This is a genomic window from Chitinophaga sp. (assembly GCF_039596155.1).
Taxonomy (GTDB): Bacteria; Bacteroidota; Bacteroidia; order Chitinophagales; family Chitinophagaceae; genus Chitinophaga.
Genome location: NZ_JBCNKF010000011.1, coordinates 1 through 19499 on the forward strand (window position 1 = coordinate 1; position 19499 = coordinate 19499).

Annotated in this window: 14 protein-coding genes; 9 read left to right on the top strand and 5 right to left on the bottom strand. The window is 45.8% G+C overall.

Features of this window, described 5'->3' with window-relative positions; translation table 11 throughout:
• Positions 1-80: 80 nt before the first annotated feature.
• The 3 genes from ABDW33_RS12590 (at position 81) to ABDW33_RS12600 (ending at position 2194) form a co-directional block, all read left to right on the top strand.
• Positions 81-1082, top strand: coding sequence for a type IX secretion system membrane protein PorP/SprF (locus tag ABDW33_RS12590; protein ID WP_343690422.1), 1002 nt, complete (start codon positions 81-83; stop codon positions 1080-1082).
• A gap of 189 nt (positions 1083-1271) precedes the next feature.
• Positions 1272-1583 carry a transposase gene (locus ABDW33_RS12595; protein WP_183288263.1) on the top strand — a complete coding sequence of 104 codons (312 nt, stop codon included), beginning with the start codon at positions 1272-1274 and terminating at the stop codon, positions 1581-1583.
• Between the two features lie 368 nt (positions 1584-1951).
• A complete protein-coding gene (locus tag ABDW33_RS12600) occupies positions 1952-2194 on the top strand; it encodes a hypothetical protein (protein WP_343690423.1) in 243 nt (80 codons plus the stop codon).
• Positions 2195-2297: 103 nt separating this feature from the next.
• On the opposite strand, the gene ABDW33_RS12605 is transcribed toward ABDW33_RS12600, so the two are convergent.
• Positions 2298-4202: a glycosyl hydrolase family 8 gene (locus ABDW33_RS12605; RefSeq protein WP_343690424.1), complete on the bottom strand. Its 1905-nt coding sequence runs from the start codon at positions 4200-4202 to the stop codon at positions 2298-2300.
• A gap of 348 nt (positions 4203-4550) precedes the next feature.
• On the opposite strand from ABDW33_RS12605, the gene ABDW33_RS12610 reads away from it, so the two are divergent.
• Positions 4551-5798, top strand: coding sequence for an ectonucleotide pyrophosphatase/phosphodiesterase (locus ABDW33_RS12610; protein ID WP_343690425.1), 1248 nt, complete (start codon positions 4551-4553; stop codon positions 5796-5798).
• Here ABDW33_RS12610 and ABDW33_RS12615 read toward each other — a convergent pair.
• A complete protein-coding gene (locus ABDW33_RS12615; protein WP_343690426.1) occupies positions 5784-6959 on the bottom strand; it encodes a serine hydrolase in 1176 nt (391 codons plus the stop codon). The genes ABDW33_RS12610 and ABDW33_RS12615 overlap by 15 nt on opposite strands.
• Positions 6960-7038: 79 nt before the next feature.
• On the opposite strand from ABDW33_RS12615, the gene ABDW33_RS12620 reads away from it, so the two are divergent.
• Positions 7039-9399 carry a GAF domain-containing protein gene (locus ABDW33_RS12620; protein WP_343690427.1) on the top strand — a complete coding sequence of 787 codons (2361 nt, stop codon included), beginning with the start codon at positions 7039-7041 and terminating at the stop codon, positions 9397-9399.
• 340 nt (positions 9400-9739) lie between these two features.
• Here ABDW33_RS12620 and ABDW33_RS12625 read toward each other — a convergent pair whose 3' ends face one another.
• The 3 genes from ABDW33_RS12625 to ABDW33_RS12635 form a co-directional block, all read right to left on the bottom strand.
• The gene (locus tag ABDW33_RS12625) at positions 9740-10471 is read right to left on the bottom strand and encodes a T9SS type A sorting domain-containing protein (RefSeq protein WP_343690428.1); all 732 of its coding nucleotides are present in this window, start codon (positions 10469-10471) and stop codon (positions 9740-9742) included.
• 278 nt (positions 10472-10749) lie between these two features.
• On the bottom strand, positions 10750-11133 hold the full coding sequence (locus ABDW33_RS12630; RefSeq protein WP_343690429.1) for a DUF3037 domain-containing protein: 384 nt from the start codon (positions 11131-11133) through the stop codon (positions 10750-10752).
• Positions 11111-11905: a HipA family kinase gene (locus tag ABDW33_RS12635; RefSeq protein WP_343690430.1), complete on the bottom strand. Its 795-nt coding sequence runs from the start codon at positions 11903-11905 to the stop codon at positions 11111-11113. Before ABDW33_RS12635 ends, ABDW33_RS12630 begins: the two co-directional genes overlap by 23 nt.
• A 665-nt stretch (positions 11906-12570) precedes the next feature.
• Here ABDW33_RS12635 and ABDW33_RS12640 point away from each other — a divergent pair.
• The 4 genes from ABDW33_RS12640 to ABDW33_RS12655 all read left to right on the top strand — a co-directional run bounded on the left by ABDW33_RS12640 (position 12571) and on the right by ABDW33_RS12655 (position 19487).
• Positions 12571-13155 carry an RNA polymerase sigma factor gene (locus tag ABDW33_RS12640; protein WP_343690431.1) on the top strand — a complete coding sequence of 195 codons (585 nt, stop codon included), beginning with the start codon at positions 12571-12573 and terminating at the stop codon, positions 13153-13155.
• Positions 13156-13209: 54 nt separating this feature from the next.
• Positions 13210-14343 (top strand): FecR domain-containing protein, encoded by a 1134-nt coding sequence (locus tag ABDW33_RS12645; protein ID WP_343690432.1) that lies wholly within the window; start codon positions 13210-13212, stop codon positions 14341-14343.
• Between the two features lie 249 nt (positions 14344-14592).
• Positions 14593-18129, top strand: a complete 3537-nt coding sequence (locus tag ABDW33_RS12650; protein ID WP_343690433.1) for a SusC/RagA family TonB-linked outer membrane protein — start codon at positions 14593-14595, stop codon at positions 18127-18129.
• Entirely contained in the window at positions 18129-19487 is a 1359-nt protein-coding gene (locus ABDW33_RS12655; protein WP_343690434.1) for a RagB/SusD family nutrient uptake outer membrane protein, read from the top strand. Before ABDW33_RS12650 ends, ABDW33_RS12655 begins: the two co-directional genes overlap by 1 nt.
• The last annotated feature ends 12 nt before the right edge of the window (positions 19488-19499 follow it).

Sequence of the window (19499 nt, forward strand, 5' to 3'; positions counted from 1 at the left end):
ACCTGATGGACATGAACCATCAGTTCCTGCATCGCCGCGATATACAAAGGTTATGTTGAGTTGATTACGAGATAAGCAAAATGATTAAAAGAATTTTTACCATATCATTTTTCATCCTGTACTTCCTGCGTGCGCATGCACAACAGGAAGTACAGTTCAGTCAGTACGTTTTTAACGGGCTGAGTGTAAATCCTGCATACGCAGGATACAAAGAACAACTATACCTTCACAGCAGCTACAGGCAGCAGTGGGCAGGATTTCCGGGAGCACCGGTCACCGGTACCATTTCTGCAGATGGGCTCACTGATTACTCGGATGGAAGAGTGGGATGGGGAGTTTTAGCTGCTTTCGAAAAACTGGGTCCGCAATCCTCAACAGCGTTATTTGTAAATTATTCATACCGTATTCCCATGGGATGGGAGGAGGAAAAACGGTTGGCAGTAGGATTAGGCGTGGGCGTTACAAATTATAGCGTGGATGGGAGCAATCGTAAATACGTAGATGCCGATGACCCCGAAGTGATACTGGGACGTCAGACGACACTTGTACCCGATGCAAGGGTAGGCGTTTATTACAACTCCGCCACTTCCTTTGTAGGTCTTTCTGTATTGAACCTGTTTTCTGCCTATACCAGCGGGAAGATATTTTTAGGGAATGGTTTGCTGTATTCTACTTTGCGCAAATCAAGACACATGTACCTTTCTGCCGGTACCATATTTCCATTGAACCAGGATGTGCAGCTGAAACCTTCAATTATGGTAAAGGGCGATTTTAAAGGCCCCGTGAATGTCGATGTGAATGTCTTTGTTTTACTGCAGGAGACATTGTGGATCGGCGCTTCTTACCGTACCGGGTTCAATTACCCCGGTAATACGAGTTTACCACCCAATTTAGACCCTAATAATGCCTTCAGCCTGATGATGGAGGTATATGCCTCTGACAACTTCAGAATAGGCTATTCTTACGACTTTTCTACCAACGGCATTTCACGTTATCAGCGAGGTTCCCACGAACTGAGTATAGGCATTACAATACCCACCAGCGCAAGCATGAATAAGGTGCAGTGTCCGCACCATTTTTAATGTACAAGTGATTGTTTTTCAATAGTTAATTCGATGCTGAAATATGTGGATAACTTTATCCACATAGGGGGCACTACGCAGAATCAATAGTAAGTGAAAGGGTAACTTTGATATTGAACAAAATAACCTGGTACCCGGCATCCATGCAGCAGGGCGAATCAATCAATCACAAACAAAAGAATTAAAGATATGCGAGGACAACACACTCTTTTCAATCATTTCATCGAAAACCCTGTCACCAAAACAGTGCGCAAAGGTCGCTCCGCCGATATGATCGCCCTGAGAGACGAATGCCTGCTGCACCGGTATTATTATTACATCAAGCTACAGCAAAAAAGGTACGATTCCGCTATCGAGGAATTATCCAAGGAGTTCTACATTAAGAACAGTAATATTATTTACCGCATGCAATGCAATAGCGAGCGCCTTGAACAGATTATGAAAAGAGAACAACCCGACCTGAAGCAATTGCGGTTGCTTTATCCATGGCTGACCTGGTAATGTCAGTGATTGTTAACCCTTAAAAAAAAGCCCGTATCTTAATTGATACGGGCTTTTTTAAATGTTGATGGATTTGTTTTTTGTTCACCCTGAACATACTTTTTAATTGTATGTCGGCAGCTTTTTCTGAGTGAATAATCCAGGTAAGTACCGCCCCGATCAATCGCGCAAAAATGCAATTCATCAATGATTATACAAAATATAAAATCTGAACAGACAATTAAAGCATAAACATTATTTCACGATTTTTTCAGCGTACAGAAAAGTGGTTCCTTTGTATTGTTATCGCTTGCAACACACATGAAAGAAGCATTGGAAAATACATAAAGAAGCACCTATCCGTTTAAACCCTAAATTGTTAACCTCAGATGTTACTATTAAATGAAATGATTGATGTTAACCCCGGAAACGTCCTCTTCCAGCGGCTTGGAGACCAGGCCTTCTCTGTAATTGTACTCATCGGCATCGCGTGGATATTGTGGAAGCGCCAGATCAAACTGGAAGACCGCCTCGCGCAGTATCTCAATGATGATCGTGAAAAAATGCAGGGAGTGATAGAAAATAATACAAAGGTCATGGAGCGCCTGGAAAGCGTACTGGAAAGACGTTAGAATTGTCCCCTGTTTAAAAACAAAAGCACCCTCTGTCAAGAGGGTGCTTCCCTGTTTGCAGGCTGAACCAGGCGGCTGTCCGGTGCAGCAGCCTGGTTCTCTCTTAGTTTTTAATGATTTTCTTATTGATCATTTTCCCGTTATGCACCAGCTTTAGTAAATACACACCTGCCGGGATATTAGTGGCATTAAAAGTACGTGTATGTTGCCCGGCATTTAATATTTCGTTTGACAGCACACGCACCTGGTGTCCATCCATTGCATATACAACCAGTGAAGTCTGCCCCGCATCCTGCAGCGTAAACTGAACGGTCATGTCCTGCGAGAATGGGTTGGGATAAGCATGCACAACAGCCGCCTTGCCGGAAACGTCATCTGAAACAGCCATCTGCATTTTACTGTTACTGCTTTTCTTAATTTGTACTTCAGTAATACTATTCCACGCATTTACACTATTGCCATGCCCTACAATCCGAACATATTTCGCACTTGCGGGTGCAACTGAGAAATGCTCCAATGCCAGTGAGGTGCCACTACTCTTCAATCCGGCAGCCGCGGTCGTCCAGGTATTGCCCGTTGTACTGGTCAGGATATCAAAAGTCGCCACCCGCGTATTTCCCTGGTAAAACGCAATGTCAGCACCCGTCACAGTCGTCACTGCATCCAGGCAGAACTGTAAATACTGGCCGTCTCCAGAGGCAGACCACCTGGTATCGAAACTTCCATCCAGCACATTTCCCGGTACATTTCCATCATCTGCGCTTGCACTCACGGGCACGCATGTATTTGCCGCTGCCTGTGGCTTCCACCAGTTACCAGAAATAAACAACTGGCAAAGCAAACTATAAGAATCGCTGTAATAACCGGATTTCCTGGTGGTTAAAAATGTCCAGCCGCTGTTCAGGAAAGACTGATTGCTGCTGTTTACGACGGATGCTGCTACAAAGGGTGCGACAAATACAGCTTCGGGATCACTGCCCCTGGTAGTTCCATCTAATTTATAGCCATCCTTAATATTAGAAGGATTGCCGCCTGATTTCGTAATAATCCAGGTTGCCATTTTATTTGCCAGTGTATAAGCATTGGCATTACCATACAATGCATAATCCATTACCACTCTCAATGGCACGCGACAGGCATTGTAATTGTATTCATTTGTTTGCGGACCTTCATCAATAAAATTCTGAGGTGCCGGTTCGGGAGGATTCTTGACTACGAAGTCGGAGATCAGGCCTGTATTAGGTGAATACGTGGCAGTAAATGAATTGTATACGCTGTACAGGTTATTGATCAGCGTGAGCCAGGTTGCATCCCCTGTCTCCTGGTAGAACGCGCGCAGGTGACTCAACATCCAGTCAGACGGCCTGGTGTTCAGTGCACTCTTGCTATCCCAGTCTCCCAGGTTCAGGCGATTGGTACTGGTCACATTCGCTGCTTTGATACCGTTTGTGATCATCTTCTTTGCTTCATTGAGGTAGTTGATAGTACCATTGCTACCCCACTGATAATGAGCCAGGATCAGCGAATAGGCGATGTCAATATCACCATCTGTGGCAGAATCGAAATGACCCTGTGCCCCGGTGGCATCCGCTACCACCCAGCCCATCAGGTTTGAATTAACAGAACTGTGAAAGGCCCTGGCTGTTTTAAACAACCCGTCAAAGATGGTTTTTGCATTTGGATCATGTCCCGCCATGAGTGCCGTGATCACCATGCCATAACCCTGTCCCTCGGAAGAGCCCAGCGGGGTATAGCCCTCCGCGTCTCCGCTGATCTCTCCTTTGATGTAATAGCCACCAGGAAGGGTAGACAATGTTTTTACATACCTGGCTTTCCAGTAATCATAATAACTTGCAACACTTGCATTCATGGACGCCTGTGTCACGTTACTGGGTTTGATACAGTTAGCATAGGTTACAGCCTGTGGAAAAGGTTTGTTTTGCGCTTGTACAGAACTATTGACAATACAGCAGGTGCTGATCGCCAATATAGCAGATCGTAGAATCATGTGGTTAATTTTAAGGGTGACTGAAATTGATATAGGTTTTACCGGAATTTTTAATTTGCTGAAAAGCAATGAAAAGCTTGTTGAATAAGTGGTTTTAAAGTTGTTAAATAAGGGTTGCTACAGGTCGTCAGATAACGGGTGGATAACGGGCGTCAAATAAGCGTATTAAACGTTCGCTAAGAGGGACCTTAACAGGTTTTTAAATAAATATGGCAGTTCTCAGTCAGTATAGTCATACTAAAAATAGGGAATTTGCAAACGATTGCAAAATAAAAGAAACAACGTTGATTTAATACCCGTTTTAATAGATTCCTTCCGACATTTGCAGCTCAAGAAATCAAGACCAGTATGAAACACATTACCCTGGCGATGCTGATCTCGCTGTCAACTCATTTCGCTGTTGCACAGGATACGGCACAACACATTGTTCAAGGACGTACCAACAGCAGGGAACAGGAAGTAAAGCCTTATGTCATTATGATTTCCATTGATGGCTTCCGGTATGATTATGCAGAAAAGTTCCAGGCAAAAAACTTGCTGCAGCTGTCTGGCGAAGGCGTGAAAGCTACGGCCATGCAGCCATCTTATCCCAGTCTTACTTTTCCGAATCACTATACTTTGATCACGGGCCTCTATCCGGCGCATCACGGGCTCGTAGACAATGGCTTTTATGACCGCGATCGTAAACAGTCCTATGATATGAAGAATAGAGATGCGGTGGAGGATGGCACCTGGTATGGAGGAACACCGCTGTGGGTAATGGCTGAGAAGCAACACATGTTAAGTGCCAGCTACTTCTGGGTAGGATCGGAAAGTCCTATTCAAAATACACGCCCTACCTATTACTATCATTACCAGGAAAAAACGAAGATCGACGATCGTATTCAGTCTGTCGTAAACTGGCTGAAACTACCTGAAGCACAGCGACCACACCTGATCACTTTTTACTTCCCCGAAGTAGATCATGCCGGGCATACCTATGGCCCTGCATCTGAGCAGTTGGCTGAGCAGGTGAAATTTGTTGATGAAAGTATTGGTAAAATGGTAAGGGCGGTAAGTGCGCTGCATCTGCCGGTTAACTATATCGTGGTATCTGACCATGGGATGGCTGCTGTTGATACCGTACACCTGATCCAGCTGAAAGATATGGGCCTGAAAATGCAATGGGGTGGACAGCGGGTCATGTATTATGGCGATGACACAGCGAAGGTGAATGCGGCATATGCGTACTACAAATCGCACGAAGAGCATTTCAGGGCTTACAGGAAAAATGAAATGCCTGCAAGATGGCATTATGGTACTGAAGATAAATACAATCGTATTGGTGATATCGTACTGGTACCTGATGCTTATTATATTTTCGCACAGCCTGAAAAGGAAAAACAGCATATCGGTCATCATGGCTTTGATAATAATCTTACAGACATGAATGCCGTGTTTATGGCCTGGGGACCTGCTTTTAAAAAGCATCAGCAGATCGGCACATTTGCTAATATACATGTGTATCCGCTGGTAGCTGAAATATTAGGTTTACAAATTACTGAACCGGTAGATGGTCAGCCTGAAGTATTACAACCTATATTAAAGGGCAGATAACACTCTTTTCACCATTTCATCCATTGCTTTGTACTCTATCCACCTCATCACCACTACCAGGTCATGTTCCGGGTCCACATAGATCAGGTTACTCCCATTGCCTACGTGAACAAAGGCCTTCTCCGGCGCATCCGGTAATAGTTTTTTATCTGTATTCAAAAACCAGTTCATATAGCCATACCCTGTATTCGCTGATGTTGGTGTCAATGCCTGTTTTACCCACTGCTCTGACAGCAACTGTTGTCCGTTCCAGTTACCTCTGTGTAAAGTGAGCAACCCAAATCTTGCCATATCGTATGCATTGATAAACATACCGCCACCCCAATGACCGCCACCACTCACCGACTGTACCGGTGCACCGTCCAGCACAATCCATGCATTCCTGTATCCGTACCATCTCCATGTATTCGAAGCCCCGATCGGATCCATGATCTGTGCTTTTAATACCTGTGGCAATGGTTGCCGCCATACACTGGTTGCGGCCAGTGCCAATGCATTGACCCGTACATCATTGTATTTCCACACGCTACCCGGCGTATGCCTGGGCCTTGTTTTCCACTCCTGGTAATTCCCTTCAGGTCTGTCTGCCCAATCAGGTTTTCCCCAGAGTGTACCCTCCCAGTCACTCGTCTGGCGGAGCATCACCTCCCATGTCAGCGAACGGTTATGTACCGTAGCAAAAGGATAGATAACTTCTCCCGTCCCGTATATTTCAACAGGTGGAACATATGCGGCCACCGTATCATATACACTACGGATGAGTCCTTTATCCACTGCTACGCCAATAACGGCATTCAGAAAACTCTTGGTCACACTATGCGTCATATCCACCCTTGCAGGGTCTCCCCATTTACCTACGATATATCCTTTATATACAATGATCCCCGTCGGAGCCCCTCGTTCTGCAAAAGGACCTACGCCTGCACTGAAGGGTTCTTTCCCAAAGGAAATGGCCTGGGCGAGCTCCATATCCCGGGGCGCTTTTGTTTCATTCTGAATAGCAAAGGCAATGGCTGAATCGAGTTTTACCGGGTCAAGTCCCATAGTTGCAGGCGGCTTTTCCTGCCAGCCACCCGGGGGTGGAAAATACCCCTTTCTGGATTGGGCAACGCTGTACCAGGAGATGCTAATGAGCAGGAAAACAAGGATGGGTGATTTCATATATGCAAGATATGAAGAATTGAATGTATGGTGCCAAATTTGCTATACGTATACAGCTTTTCGCTATCTTCAAACAGCAATGGAAAAAATAACGCTGAATGTATCGGGGATTGAGGTCTCCAGTATGGAGCTGGATACCGCTATATCATTCCAACCATTTATTAATCGCCTTCGCGAACGGATCAATCATGAGCAGACGGTGAAGAATGCACTGTATGAACAGGTGCTGGCTACCTACGAGCAATACCACCTGCTGCAGGAAGAGATCCCGCTGGAAGACATTCACCAATACGAAGCTTTACTGGAACAGATGTATGCCTGTCTTTCGCCTGTCATGACGGACGAAAAGGAATTGGCATGGGCCATGAACATGCCTTTCCAACCGGTTATCTTCTACGGGACAACCCTGTTTTATGAACTGATGCGCAACCGGCGTGATGACCACGATATTTATGTGACCACGAAAACGATTGACGACTACAACCGCGATCGCCTCAAGTTATTATACTCCTTCATATTGCAGAAGCTCTATAACTTCCACGCGCCTGTGCAACAGGCGGATGTACATGCAGGTATTAATGTGACCACCGGTTTACTGCAATACTATACCATGAAGATCGATATGGATTACATAGAAGTCACTGCCAAAGGTCCGCTGCCGGAGCTCGATTTCAGTGAACTTTACATGCGCATGAGCGAAGGAGAGGGGTACGATATCCTGCAGGAGATGTTGCCCCTGTCGCTCTTTAAAATAAGAGGTATCTGTATCCTTAACCTTACCGACGTCACTGCCGAAAAAGCAGTGGAGAATATCGAGCGGGTTCGCCTGAACCGGACGCCGGATAATGATGGCGAGAATTACCAGTATGTGATCAAATCCCTGAAAACGCTTGTGAGGAATAATGAGATTGAATTTGATCTCTTTCCGTTTGTGAGGGTCAATAATGAACCCGTTTACGGATATGTAAAAGGTGGTACGGGGATCCTATTCGAAGTATGGGGGGAGGGCCGTGTATCTCCTGAAGTATTCCGCCGGCAGGCCAGGGGGTACTTCTCTAATCCTTCTTTCTTTTTTTCACCAGATATTTTTTCGGAGAAACAGCAGCGGCAGGATTACCTGGATCATTTCCGTAAACTGGGCGTGCGTTCCCTGGCGCTGATGCCGGTGTTTCACAACCATGTACCGGTAGGGGTAGTCGCGATCCATACGTGGCAGGATGCTTCCTTCGATGAGAAGATCGTGGTATTGTTACAACCGGCGCTGGCAGCCATAGGCCGTTTATTGCAAATCTATATTGATGAGTTTAACTATGAAATAGAGGGAATCATCAAGGAAAAATTTACTTCTATTCAGCCAGCAGTGCAATGGAAGTTCAATGAAGTAGCCTGGCAGTATCTGCATGACAAGAAACGGCATTTGCCTGAAAAGGAATTCAACATCCGCTTTGACGGTGTCTATCCGCTATACGGTGCCGTAGATATCCGCAATTCAACAATAGAGCGGAACAAGGCCATTGTAGCCGATCTGGACGCACACCTGTGTTTACTGGCAGGTACGTTGGCCACCTGCCAGGAACGTTATCCTTCCTCTCTGCTGGAAGAGATGATCTACAAGTGCTGCAAGTGGCAGGAGATCCTGGCATCCGGCCAGTTGTATGCCAATGATGAAGACAAATTGCATACTTTTCTGAGAAGTGAAACAACGCCTTTCCTCAGTCATCTTGCATTGCAGCATGCTGATACGAAGGTATTGATAGATGAGTACCTGAAAGTGCTGGAGTCCTTCAACAACAGTACTACGGGGGAAAAGTATTCACTGGAAGTGTCTATGCAGATGGTGAATGAAGCGGTGAATGAGTATTTTGAGAATGAGAAAAACCAGTTGCAGTCCCTGTATCCCTGCTACTTTGAGAAGTTCAGGACAGATGGGATAGAGTATGATGTTTACATTGGTCAGTCAATCGCGCCAAAGCATCCTTTCAATCATTTTCATGTCAAGAACCTGCGGCTCTGGCAGTTATCATCTATGGCAGCAATTGCACGCATTACACGTGCCCTGTTGCCAGACATGCCAAAGGTGTTGCGTACTACACAGCTTATTTTTGTTCATAATCATACAATAGATATCAGTTTCCGGGCCGATGAGAGACGGTTTGATGTGGAGGGAGCTTACAACATCCGTTACCAGATGATCAAGAAGCGCATTGATAAGGTACACATTAAGGATACAGAAGAACGGCTGACACAGCCTGATAAGATTGTGTTGATCTATTCTGATGATAAGGATGTGGAAGATTACCTGCCTTTCATTGAATACCTGCAGGAGAAGGAAACCCTGTGCAATGACCTGGAGTATTTGTTGCTCGAGGACCTGCAGGGGTTGAGTGGGCTGAAGGCATTGCGTGTAGGAGTCAATTATGATAATTCAGTGAACGATTAGATGTTTTGTGTTCTGATTCTGCCAGTGATGAATTGTGGCATATATGCTCATTGAACGATTGGCTGCTTTCTTCTGGTGCTGTCGATAGTGAGTGCAACATTCCTGCTCAGGTGAACGATCAGGTCTTTTTTCTGATTCTTTCAGTAGTGAGTGCAATATTCCTGCTCAGTGAACGATCCGGTCTTTTTTCTGATTCTTTCAGTAGTGAGTGCAACATTCCTGCTCAGGTGAACGATCCGGGCTTTTTTCTGATTCTTTCAGTTGTGAGTGCAATATTCCTGCTCATTGAACGATCAGATCTTTTTTCTGATTCTTTCAGTTGTGAGTGCAATATTCCTGCTCATTGAACGATCAGTTTCTTTGTTTCCTTTATCCCTTTTGATGTGAGTCGTACGAGGTACATACCTGATTCCAGGTCGCTAATGCCTACATTCAGCCGGGTGGTACCTTCCTGCAATCCGCCAAGGAATGATTTCACCAGGGTACCCCTGCTATTATAGAATTCAATTAATACTTCCCCGGCCTTTGGTAAGGCATATTTGATATTAACATTGCCGGAAGCTGGATTGGGAAACACGTTCAGGTTCGCGGTTTCAGTTTTTTCTTCCTGCGGGGATACGGAGACAGCGCTCCAGGTAAACGTGGTCCCGGTATTGATAGCTGCACTGTTACAATTCAGGCTGAGCAGGTTACTTTCCATAAATACATATTCCCCTTTCAGGTTTTGCAGGGCTACTGTATTGGTGCCTAGTCCCACCCATTTAAAACGGCTATTGCGGTCAATCAGGGTACTGTTACAGCGTATAGGACTGGTAGCGGTTACATAGCGGCCATTACTGCCTTGCAGGGCGATGGTGCTGTCGCCTGCATCAACGACGATGAATTGTTCAGTAGTACCGATAGTAGTGTGATTGCATTTCATAGGGCCGTATGGATCGGCGGCAGACATGAGCCAGACATCATTAAGCAGGTAGATAGTGCTGCCCACAGGTGCAGGGGGGATGGTATCCTGGCCTTGTACAGACAGGATAGTCATCAGCAACAATATGCAACATAAACAATAATGTTTCATGGATAGGTTTTAGTATCGATCAATAAAAGATATGGCATAGCGTGATAGAACGGTATTGACCCGTTTTCAGGTGTTAGTGGCAGCCGCAGGTATTCGCATATTATAAAACAAACGCGCTACTGATCTCATAACAGCACAGACACAGGAGATCCTCCTTTAGCGCCACTATCGCCATCCGTCACCGATACAATATAAATGAGCCCCTGCCTGATAACAGCACAGGCAGCAGAAGAAGCCTTCATGCTGCCTGTGATAATAACGTAGTAAATAAAATTTTATTATAAAACTAATTGTGCATGCAGGCGCTGCAAGGTGCCGGGCAGGTCCCCGCACAACCCCGGATGGATCTTTGAAGATTGAATAACCGTACTTCTTGTAGCCGTCAGCCATCTGAAACGGGAGGGGAGATCCAGTTTGGCAATAGGCCCGCCATCAGGTTGTCCCGCCGCGATCTTTTCAAATGCCACCAGGTAAGCCATCAGTTCCTCCAGGTCAAATTCCGGTGCCAGGGCCCTGATCTTGTCTTCATTTACAGAAAAAAGGGTTTGCAGGTACCGCTGTTGTTTACAATACAGGATCACACCTATATTGAGAAACTCTTCGCGTACCACATTGGGAACTACGCGAATGACAGCATACTCATATAAGTGCTTCTCTTGCATGTTGTGCTTCTTTTACAAATATTTCAGACGCGGCGAGGCGTGTAGTTAAGAATTGATAGTAAACTTCCCTGACCCCATCCGGAGATTCGCCGGAAGGCCATTCCTGTAACCAGTCGTCAGGAATCAGGTTGACGATTCCCCGGATCTTTTCAGCAGAAAGGAGGGGGCGCAATTGCGCATCTGCTTCAGCAATTTTACTGGCCTGGGGCAGTAGCACATGGTCTTTTACCTGAACAAAAGGTTTTTGGGCAGATGCTTCCCAGTTACTCCAGTTGTGGTGGAAATAGAGAGAAGCACCATGGTCTATGAGCCATAGTTCCCTGTGCCACATCAACATATTGGTATTGCGGGGGGTACGGTCTACATTGGTGAGCAGGCAGTCCATCCACACGATACGGGAAGCCAGTTCAGGGTCTATCCGGGTCACTACGGGATCGTAGGTGACAGAGCCGGACAGGTAATGAACACCCAGGTTCAGGCCAACACTGGCCTTGAGCAGGTCCTGAATTTCTTCGTCGGGTTCGGTACGACCGAACGCGCTGTCCAGGGTGGCAAATACGATCTCGGGCATTTTAAATCCCAGTGTACGGGCTATTTCTCCTCCTATCAGTTCGGCGATCAGGGCTTTGATACCCTGGCCGGCCCCCCGGAATTTCAGTACATATAAAAAGCCATCATCGGCTTCGGCAATGGCCGGTAAAGAGCCACCTTCCCGAAGCGGCGTGATATACCTTGTTACGCTAACGGTTCTAAGTTCAGGTTGTTGATTCATGGCTGCAAGTTAACGAAAAGTGCACACCTGGATGGATTGGCCCGTGCGCAACGTGTACACCTATATTAGGCCCGGACCAGCATTGTAAACTTCAAACAGGACTAATTAACCAGCTTGCACTCCTATATTAGGCCCAGACCAGCATTGTAACCATCAAACAGGACTAATTAACCAGCTTGCACACCTATATTAAGCCCAGACCAGCATTGTAACCATCAAACAGGGCTAATTAACCAACATGTACACCTATCAGGCTCAGACCAGCATTGTAACCATCAAACAGGACTAATTAACCAGCTTGCACACATATGTCAGGCCCAGACCTGCATTGTAACTATCAAATAGGGCTAATTAACCAGCTTGCACACCTATATTAAGCCCAGACCTGCATTTTAACCATCAAACAGGGCTAATTAATCATAGTGTAAACCTATAGCAGGACTAGACCGGACCAGACCCTTCTTCGGAGATATCCCGCCTATATCCCGCAGATAACCCGCTTATAACCCGCCCATATCCCGCATCTATAAAAAGGCGGGATATCTGCGGGTTATCCCCGTAATATCCCCGGGTTACTTCCACCTCTCAGTTAATCTTGAATAGGATTTCGTTACCTCAACATGCTTTTTAGCCGTATCTTGCACAATAATTTCTTCTTATTTCATTTGACGGATCAGATCATAACATGGGTGCGTGAAGCGGCAGACGGTAATCAGCTGGCATATGGTTATTTATATACCCATCATTACCCGCGTTTGCAGGTAGCTATCACGTTTATTACCCAGGATAGGGATGAAACTGAAGAGATCCTGCAGGAAACCTTCCTCCGGATCTGGAAAACCAAAGAGAAACTACTACTGGTCCGTTCATTCGAAGACTTTGCCTTCCGCGTAGCCAAAAACCTGCTTTTTGACCACTTAAGACGTAAAAAGGTGCACCTGAAAGCCATCGATGCCATCACCCGCCAGCAGGATGAGGCCATCATCGGGGGAGATCAGCAGCTCGTCTATAAGGAATACCACGACATTGCTACCCGGGCAATCGATACCCTTGACCCCCAGAAAAAAGAAATTTTCCTGCTTCGTACACAGGAAGGACTGAGTTTTGAAGAAATTGCCGATAAATATGGCATAGCTGTAGTCACCGTCAAAAAACATTTTTACGCCGCCTTTCATACCCTCAAAAAGCTCCTGAACGAGCATGGTGGCGTGTTTACCTTTCTGCTTATCCTCTGGTCCAGGGGGCGCTGAAAAAAAAGTTTTAAAAAGGCGTATACAAATCTTTCGTGAGTTCGTCTCTACTATATGCGCGACGAAGAGATCATCCGTTTAATTCATAAATACAGGAGCGGTACCCTGACCGAAACAGAAGAGCTGGCTTTTTTTAGCTGGTATGCTGATGTGGAATCAGAATCGTTTCATCGTATCCTGCAACAGGCAGGGGAAGTGGATTATGCGCCAGCGTCGCCAGCGTTCCTGTCTTCACTGGAGGAGCGTCTACAACAGAAAGAAGTAGTAGTCAGGAAAATGCCGATCCTGCGCCGTGTTGCTGCCGCGGCAGCCATCATTGTACTGGGCGCCTCCGCCTGGTATGTTTTCCAACCAGCCCGCAGACCATTAACACCTATAGTTGCTGCGAAAGTGAATGATGTACAGCCCGGTAAAAGTGGCGCTATGCTGACCCTTGCCAATGGCCAGGTCATTGCCCTGGACAGTACAGGCAATGGCGTAATCGCCAACCAGAATGGTACCACGGTTACATTAAAGAATGGTAGTCTCGCCTACAATGCAGACAAAGCTGCCGCCGTGAGTTATAACATGATCCGTACACCCAATGCCAGACAATTCAAACTTGTCTTGCCGGATGGTACGACGGTATGGCTCAATGCAGGTAGTTCCCTCAAGTATCCAACTGCTTTTACCGGTAAAGAGCGAATCGTCACTATTTCAGGTGAAGCCTTCTTCGATGTGGCAAAAGATGCAGCGCATCCTTTTGTAGTCGAGGTAACCGATCAGCTGAAAGTGCAGGTACTGGGTACACAGTTCAATATCAATGCCTATACCGACGAGAAGCAGATCAACACCACCCTGCTGCAGGGTAGCGTCAAAGTAAACAAAGGCGCTGCATCGGTTATTTTACAGCCGGGACAACAGGCACAGGTGAAAGAGGGAATCACTGTGAACAATCATATAAACACAGCACAGGTAACAGCCTGGAAAGATGGGGTCTTCAACTTTGATGATTTGGGGGTAGAAGCTGTCATGCGTCAGCTGGCCAGATGGTATGATATAGAGGTGGTTTATGAACAGGGTATTCCGACCAACAGGTTCTATGGCGAAATAGGCCGCAACCTGAGCCTGGCACAGGTGCTGGAAGGACTAAAAATGTCAGGAGTGCATTTTAAAATTGATGGTAAGCGTCTGATCGTTTTGCCGTAAACACCACAACCATGTGAATTGTTTTTCAATATAAGTTCGTCTAAACGAAAAAACCGCCCAGAGGTAGGATTCTGAGCGGTCAGGGTCTGGATGCACTGAATAGACAATTATTTAGGGACAACTGAATTTTTCAATCAACCAAACCAAATGCAAGGTATGCAAAAAATTGCTTTTTGTGACCGGGTCGACCGTGTCATGCCTTTTTACCGGCTTTATGGAAGCCGGTTGTCAGCCAAAATCATGTTAGTTATGAAGCTAACCATCGTATTAATGACCGTTGCATTCATGGGGGTATACGCAAGTGGTCGATCTCAATCAGTGACAATGTCCGGCAATAATATCTCGCTGGAAAAGACATTTTCTACTATTCGAACACAGACGGGATATCTCGTTTTCTGTGACCGCGAATTATTATCAGCAGCAGCACCAGTATCTGTTGCAGCGACTAATATGCCGCTGAACCAGTTCCTGGAATTGATCTTTAAGAATCAATCCCTGCAATACCTGATCCGTGAGCAGACCATCTTTGTGAGTAAGAAGGTGAAGCTGCCGGGAACTCCTGAGGTGCTGAGCTCAGTGCCCGTGGAAGGTATTGTGCATGCAGAGAACGGTTATCCGCTCGAAGGTGCAACCGTGAAGGTAAAGAATGGCCCTGTTTCTGTGATCACGGATAGCAAGGGTTACTTCGACCTGAATGCCAATGTAGGTGATGTATTGGTGATTTCTTTCGTGGGTTTTGTACCACAGGAAATAAAGATCACCAACAGTACCAAGCTGGATATCACGATGAAAAGACAGGTGATAAATGTTGATGAAGTGACGGTAAGTGTATCTACAGGTTATCAGACCATCTCTAAAGAGAGAGCGACTGGTTCTTATGGTACTATTACCGCAAAAGAACTGGAGAGAACACCTTCTAATGACATCCTGCAAAGACTGGAAGGTAAGGTGCCGGGTGTGAATGTCGATGTAAATTCTGGTAAAGTACAGATCAGAAGTGTAAATACGTACACGAATAATTCAGAACCCCTGATCGTTATTGACGGTTTCCCGATGATTGCGATTGGCGATAAACAGTCACTCGTATCAAAAGGTGGGGTACTGATGTCTAATAACGCGATCCTTTCCACTATCAACCCGGCAGATATAGAACAGATCACCTTCCTGAAAGATGCGGTGGCAACTTCTGTTTGGGGTGCCAAGGGTGCCAATGGTGTAATCGTGATCACGACCAAGCATGGTAAAAGAGGGGTGCCTAGCCTTAATTTCTCTACAACTGTAGGACTGGCTGCTGCACCTAAGTTTTCGAAAATGCACTGGATGAGTACAGCGCAGTATGTGGATCTGGAAAAGGACCTGGTGAACAAAGGCTTCATTACTGATAGTAAGCAAAGCCCATACTACGACCCGCTGTATACGCAAAATCCCAGTGAAGTTCAGGAATGGCTCTTCAAAGCACAACGTGGCGAAGTAACACAGGCGGAAGCCAATGCAGCGATCGATGAAATCTCCAAACGTAACAATGAAGGTCAGATCAGGAAATACCTGCTGCGTGAAGCCATTTCCCAACAGTACAATTTATCCCTTTCCGGTGGAAATGAGGTGAACTCATACTATATAGCAGCTAACCACAATAGGGATAACCCTATTTACAAAAGTAATGGTAGCAATAACACGAACGTGACTGCTAACCTGACCAACAAACTCTGGAGCGATAGAGTGACGATCAGTACTGGTTTTATGTACCAGTTTAATAATAATAACTCGAATCTTGCAGCGGTAGATGCATTAGGGGCTACTTCAACTTCCCTGCGCCCTTACGATATGCTGGTGAACAGTGATGGCAGCCAGATCAAACGGAATATTCAGTTCCGTCCTGAATTTGCAGATAGTCTTACGAAACTTGGCTATTTACCCTTTACCTATAACGCTATTCAGGAGCTGAACTATAGTACTACCAAATTGAATTCTATCACCGCCCGTTTTTCTTCTGGTATCAACGTGAAGATCTCTCCATGGCTGACTGCAGACGTATCCGGTCAGTACCAGCGCTATAACAGCACTATCACTACCATCAATGATATTGATAGTTATGCGGGCCGCATGTTCATGAATAATTACACGACGGTTTCTTCTGTTACTAATCGGGTAGTTTACAGCGTACCTTACGGAGGATCCTATTACCTGGCACAGTCCATGAACAGCGAATATGCGATGCGCGGACAACTGAACTTTAATAAAACTTTTCTTAGCAACCATCACATCACCGGACTGGCGGGTACTGAAATCCGTCAAACATATACCAAAGGTGATAACTCAACCCGATATGGGTATGACAAGGATGCAAATACTTTTGGTGCCATCAACCCTACTGACTATTATATGACCATGTATGGTTATACCCAGCAGATAGGTAATAACCTGAGTGGGATTTCAGAACAAAGAAATCGTTACCTGTCTTACTTCGGTAATGTAGCATATAATTACAAGGCGAAGTACGACTTATCTGGTAGCGTACGTTTTGACGACTACACACTCTTAGGTATAGAACGTAGCAAGCGTGCAAAACCTTTCTGGTCTGTAGGTGCCAAGTGGAATGCACAACAGGAAAATTTCCTGCAGCCTTATACATGGCTGAGCAACCTGAGCCTGAGAGCAACCGTTGGTACCGGTGGCTCCGTGCCGCTGGGCGGGTACAAAACGGCTATTGTCAACCTGGGTAATACCGACCCTAATACACAATTGCCATACGGTACTATTTCTAACCCGGCTAACCAGCAATTGCAATGGGAAACAACCCGTACCCTGAATGGTGGACTGGATATCGGTTTATGGAATAACCGTCTCACTGCCAGCCTGGATGTGTACCACAAATGGAGTTACGGAATTCTTGTGAGCCAGCCGTATAACAGTGCTTATGGCTGGTCTTATCTCGACTTCAACTCCGGTAAGATGCAAAGCCACGGTATTGAACTGGGCCTGACTGCTACCTGGCTGCAAAATAAAGACATGGCCTTCAGGACCACCTTCAACTTTGCATACAGCAATAGTAAGGTGACTGATAGCCGTTATAACAACCTTGCTGTCTATTCCTTGTTAGGAGGTTCTGCCATCGTCAATAATTATCCGATCGGCGCTATGTTCACCTATCGTTCCGCAGGCCTGGACGAAACCGGGCAGACACAAATCTATGATAAGGACGGTAAGATCATCAATAGTACACAGAATTTACCAAGTACTTTTAGCATGGCCGACCTGAAATTTGTAGGTGTGAGAAATTCACCATACTTCGGCGGTTTAATGAACAACTTTAGTTATAAAAATTTTGATGTGCAGGTGCAGATCACTTATTACATGGGTGGTAAGTTCATCAAGCCTTCTGTTAACGGTTATCCGCAATACTCTTCTTTCTACGGTACACTGGGTAAGCAGGAAGATTTTGCTAAAAGATGGCGTGTAGCGGGTGATGAAGCAAACACGATTGTACCTGGCCTGGATAACCTGAACTATAATAGCTTTGTCCGTTATGCCAACTCTGATAAGCTGGTAAGAAGTTCTGATAATATTCGCCTGCAACAGATTTCACTGGGTTATCATTTCCCGCAGTCTATGTTGCCTAAAGGGGTGATCAAGGGACTTTCTATTAGTGGTAACGTGCGTAACCTGGGTATGATCTGGGCAGCCAACAAGGAGAAGTATGATCCGCAGTACCTGAATAACAGTAACCAGTTTTACAGTGCACCTCCGGTAACCAGCTATTTGTTTAACATTAATGCATCATTCTAATGAAAAAAGTAATTTTCTATATAGCGGTTGCACTGTTAGCCACAGGTTGCCGCAAATACGTGGAGATAGACCAGATAGGTACAAGAACCATGACCTATACCAGCGATTACAGGGCACTGATGGATAACAGCGGTGAAATGGAAAGCGTATGTGGATTACAGATTTATTCTAACGATGATACCCGTATCCTGGATGCTAACAAACAAACCCAGCTGACAGATATTTACTACAATGCTTACCAGTGGAAAGCTGCCTATTATTCTGACACACAGGCCGATGCTGACTGGGATAGAATGTACCGTACCATTTACAACAGTAACCTGACACTGGAAGGCGTGCTGACCAGCGAGAAGGGTACCGATGCCGATAAAAAGCAGATCTATGCAGAAGCACAGGTACATCGTGCATTTACATACTGGACATTGGTAAACATCTATGCTAAGCAATATGACAGTGCAACAGCTTCCACTGACCTCGGGGTGCCGATGGTAGTCAGCACCAATCTGTATGCAAGTCTGAAAAGAGGCAGTGTACAGGCAGCATATGACCTGATCCTGAGCGATCTGCTGGCAGCTGTGGACGCATTGCCTGATCTGCCTGACTACAATACACGTCCCTCCAAAGCTGGTGCTTATGCTGTACTGGCAAGGGTATACCTCAGTGTAAGACAGTTCGACAAGGCACGCAGCTATGCTGAAAAAGCACTGGCATTGCAGAATGGTTTGCTGGACCTGCGTAACTACCAAACCAGCACTGCCTCTTTCCCCCAGCGTCTCAATGACCCTGAAGTGATCTTCTCCAAAGTGAGTAATGGTTATTACCAGGGTATTCAGCTGGATACTGCTTTGCTCACATTGCTGGGTACCCGCGATCTTCGTTATAAACTTTTCGTAAGACCAGGTAGTTCTTTCCGTCCTTCCTTTACCGGTTACGGCTATTGGAGATATACCTACACCCGTGAGTTCAGCAAAATGTATCAGGGACCAAACGTACCTGAAATGATGCTGATCGTGGCAGAAGCAGCAGCCCGTTCTAATGATGCCAATACTGCTGTGAGCATGATTAACGCCATCCGTGAAAAACGTTTTGCGACCACTGACTACACTGCTGTGAGTGCAGCTGATGGGGCAGCAGCGATGCAACTCGTGATCGCCGAAAGAAGAAGAGAATTCTTCGGCACCGGTCTCAGATGGTTTGACCAGAAACGCCTGAACAAAGATGCCGCTTATCAGATCACTGTCACCCGTGATTTCAAAGGTGTCACTAGCACGTTGTTGCCAAACAGCAATCGTTATGTATTCCCGATTGCCAACAAATACATTCTCTTAAACCCGGAAATACAACAAAATCCAGAGTAACAATAACCAACC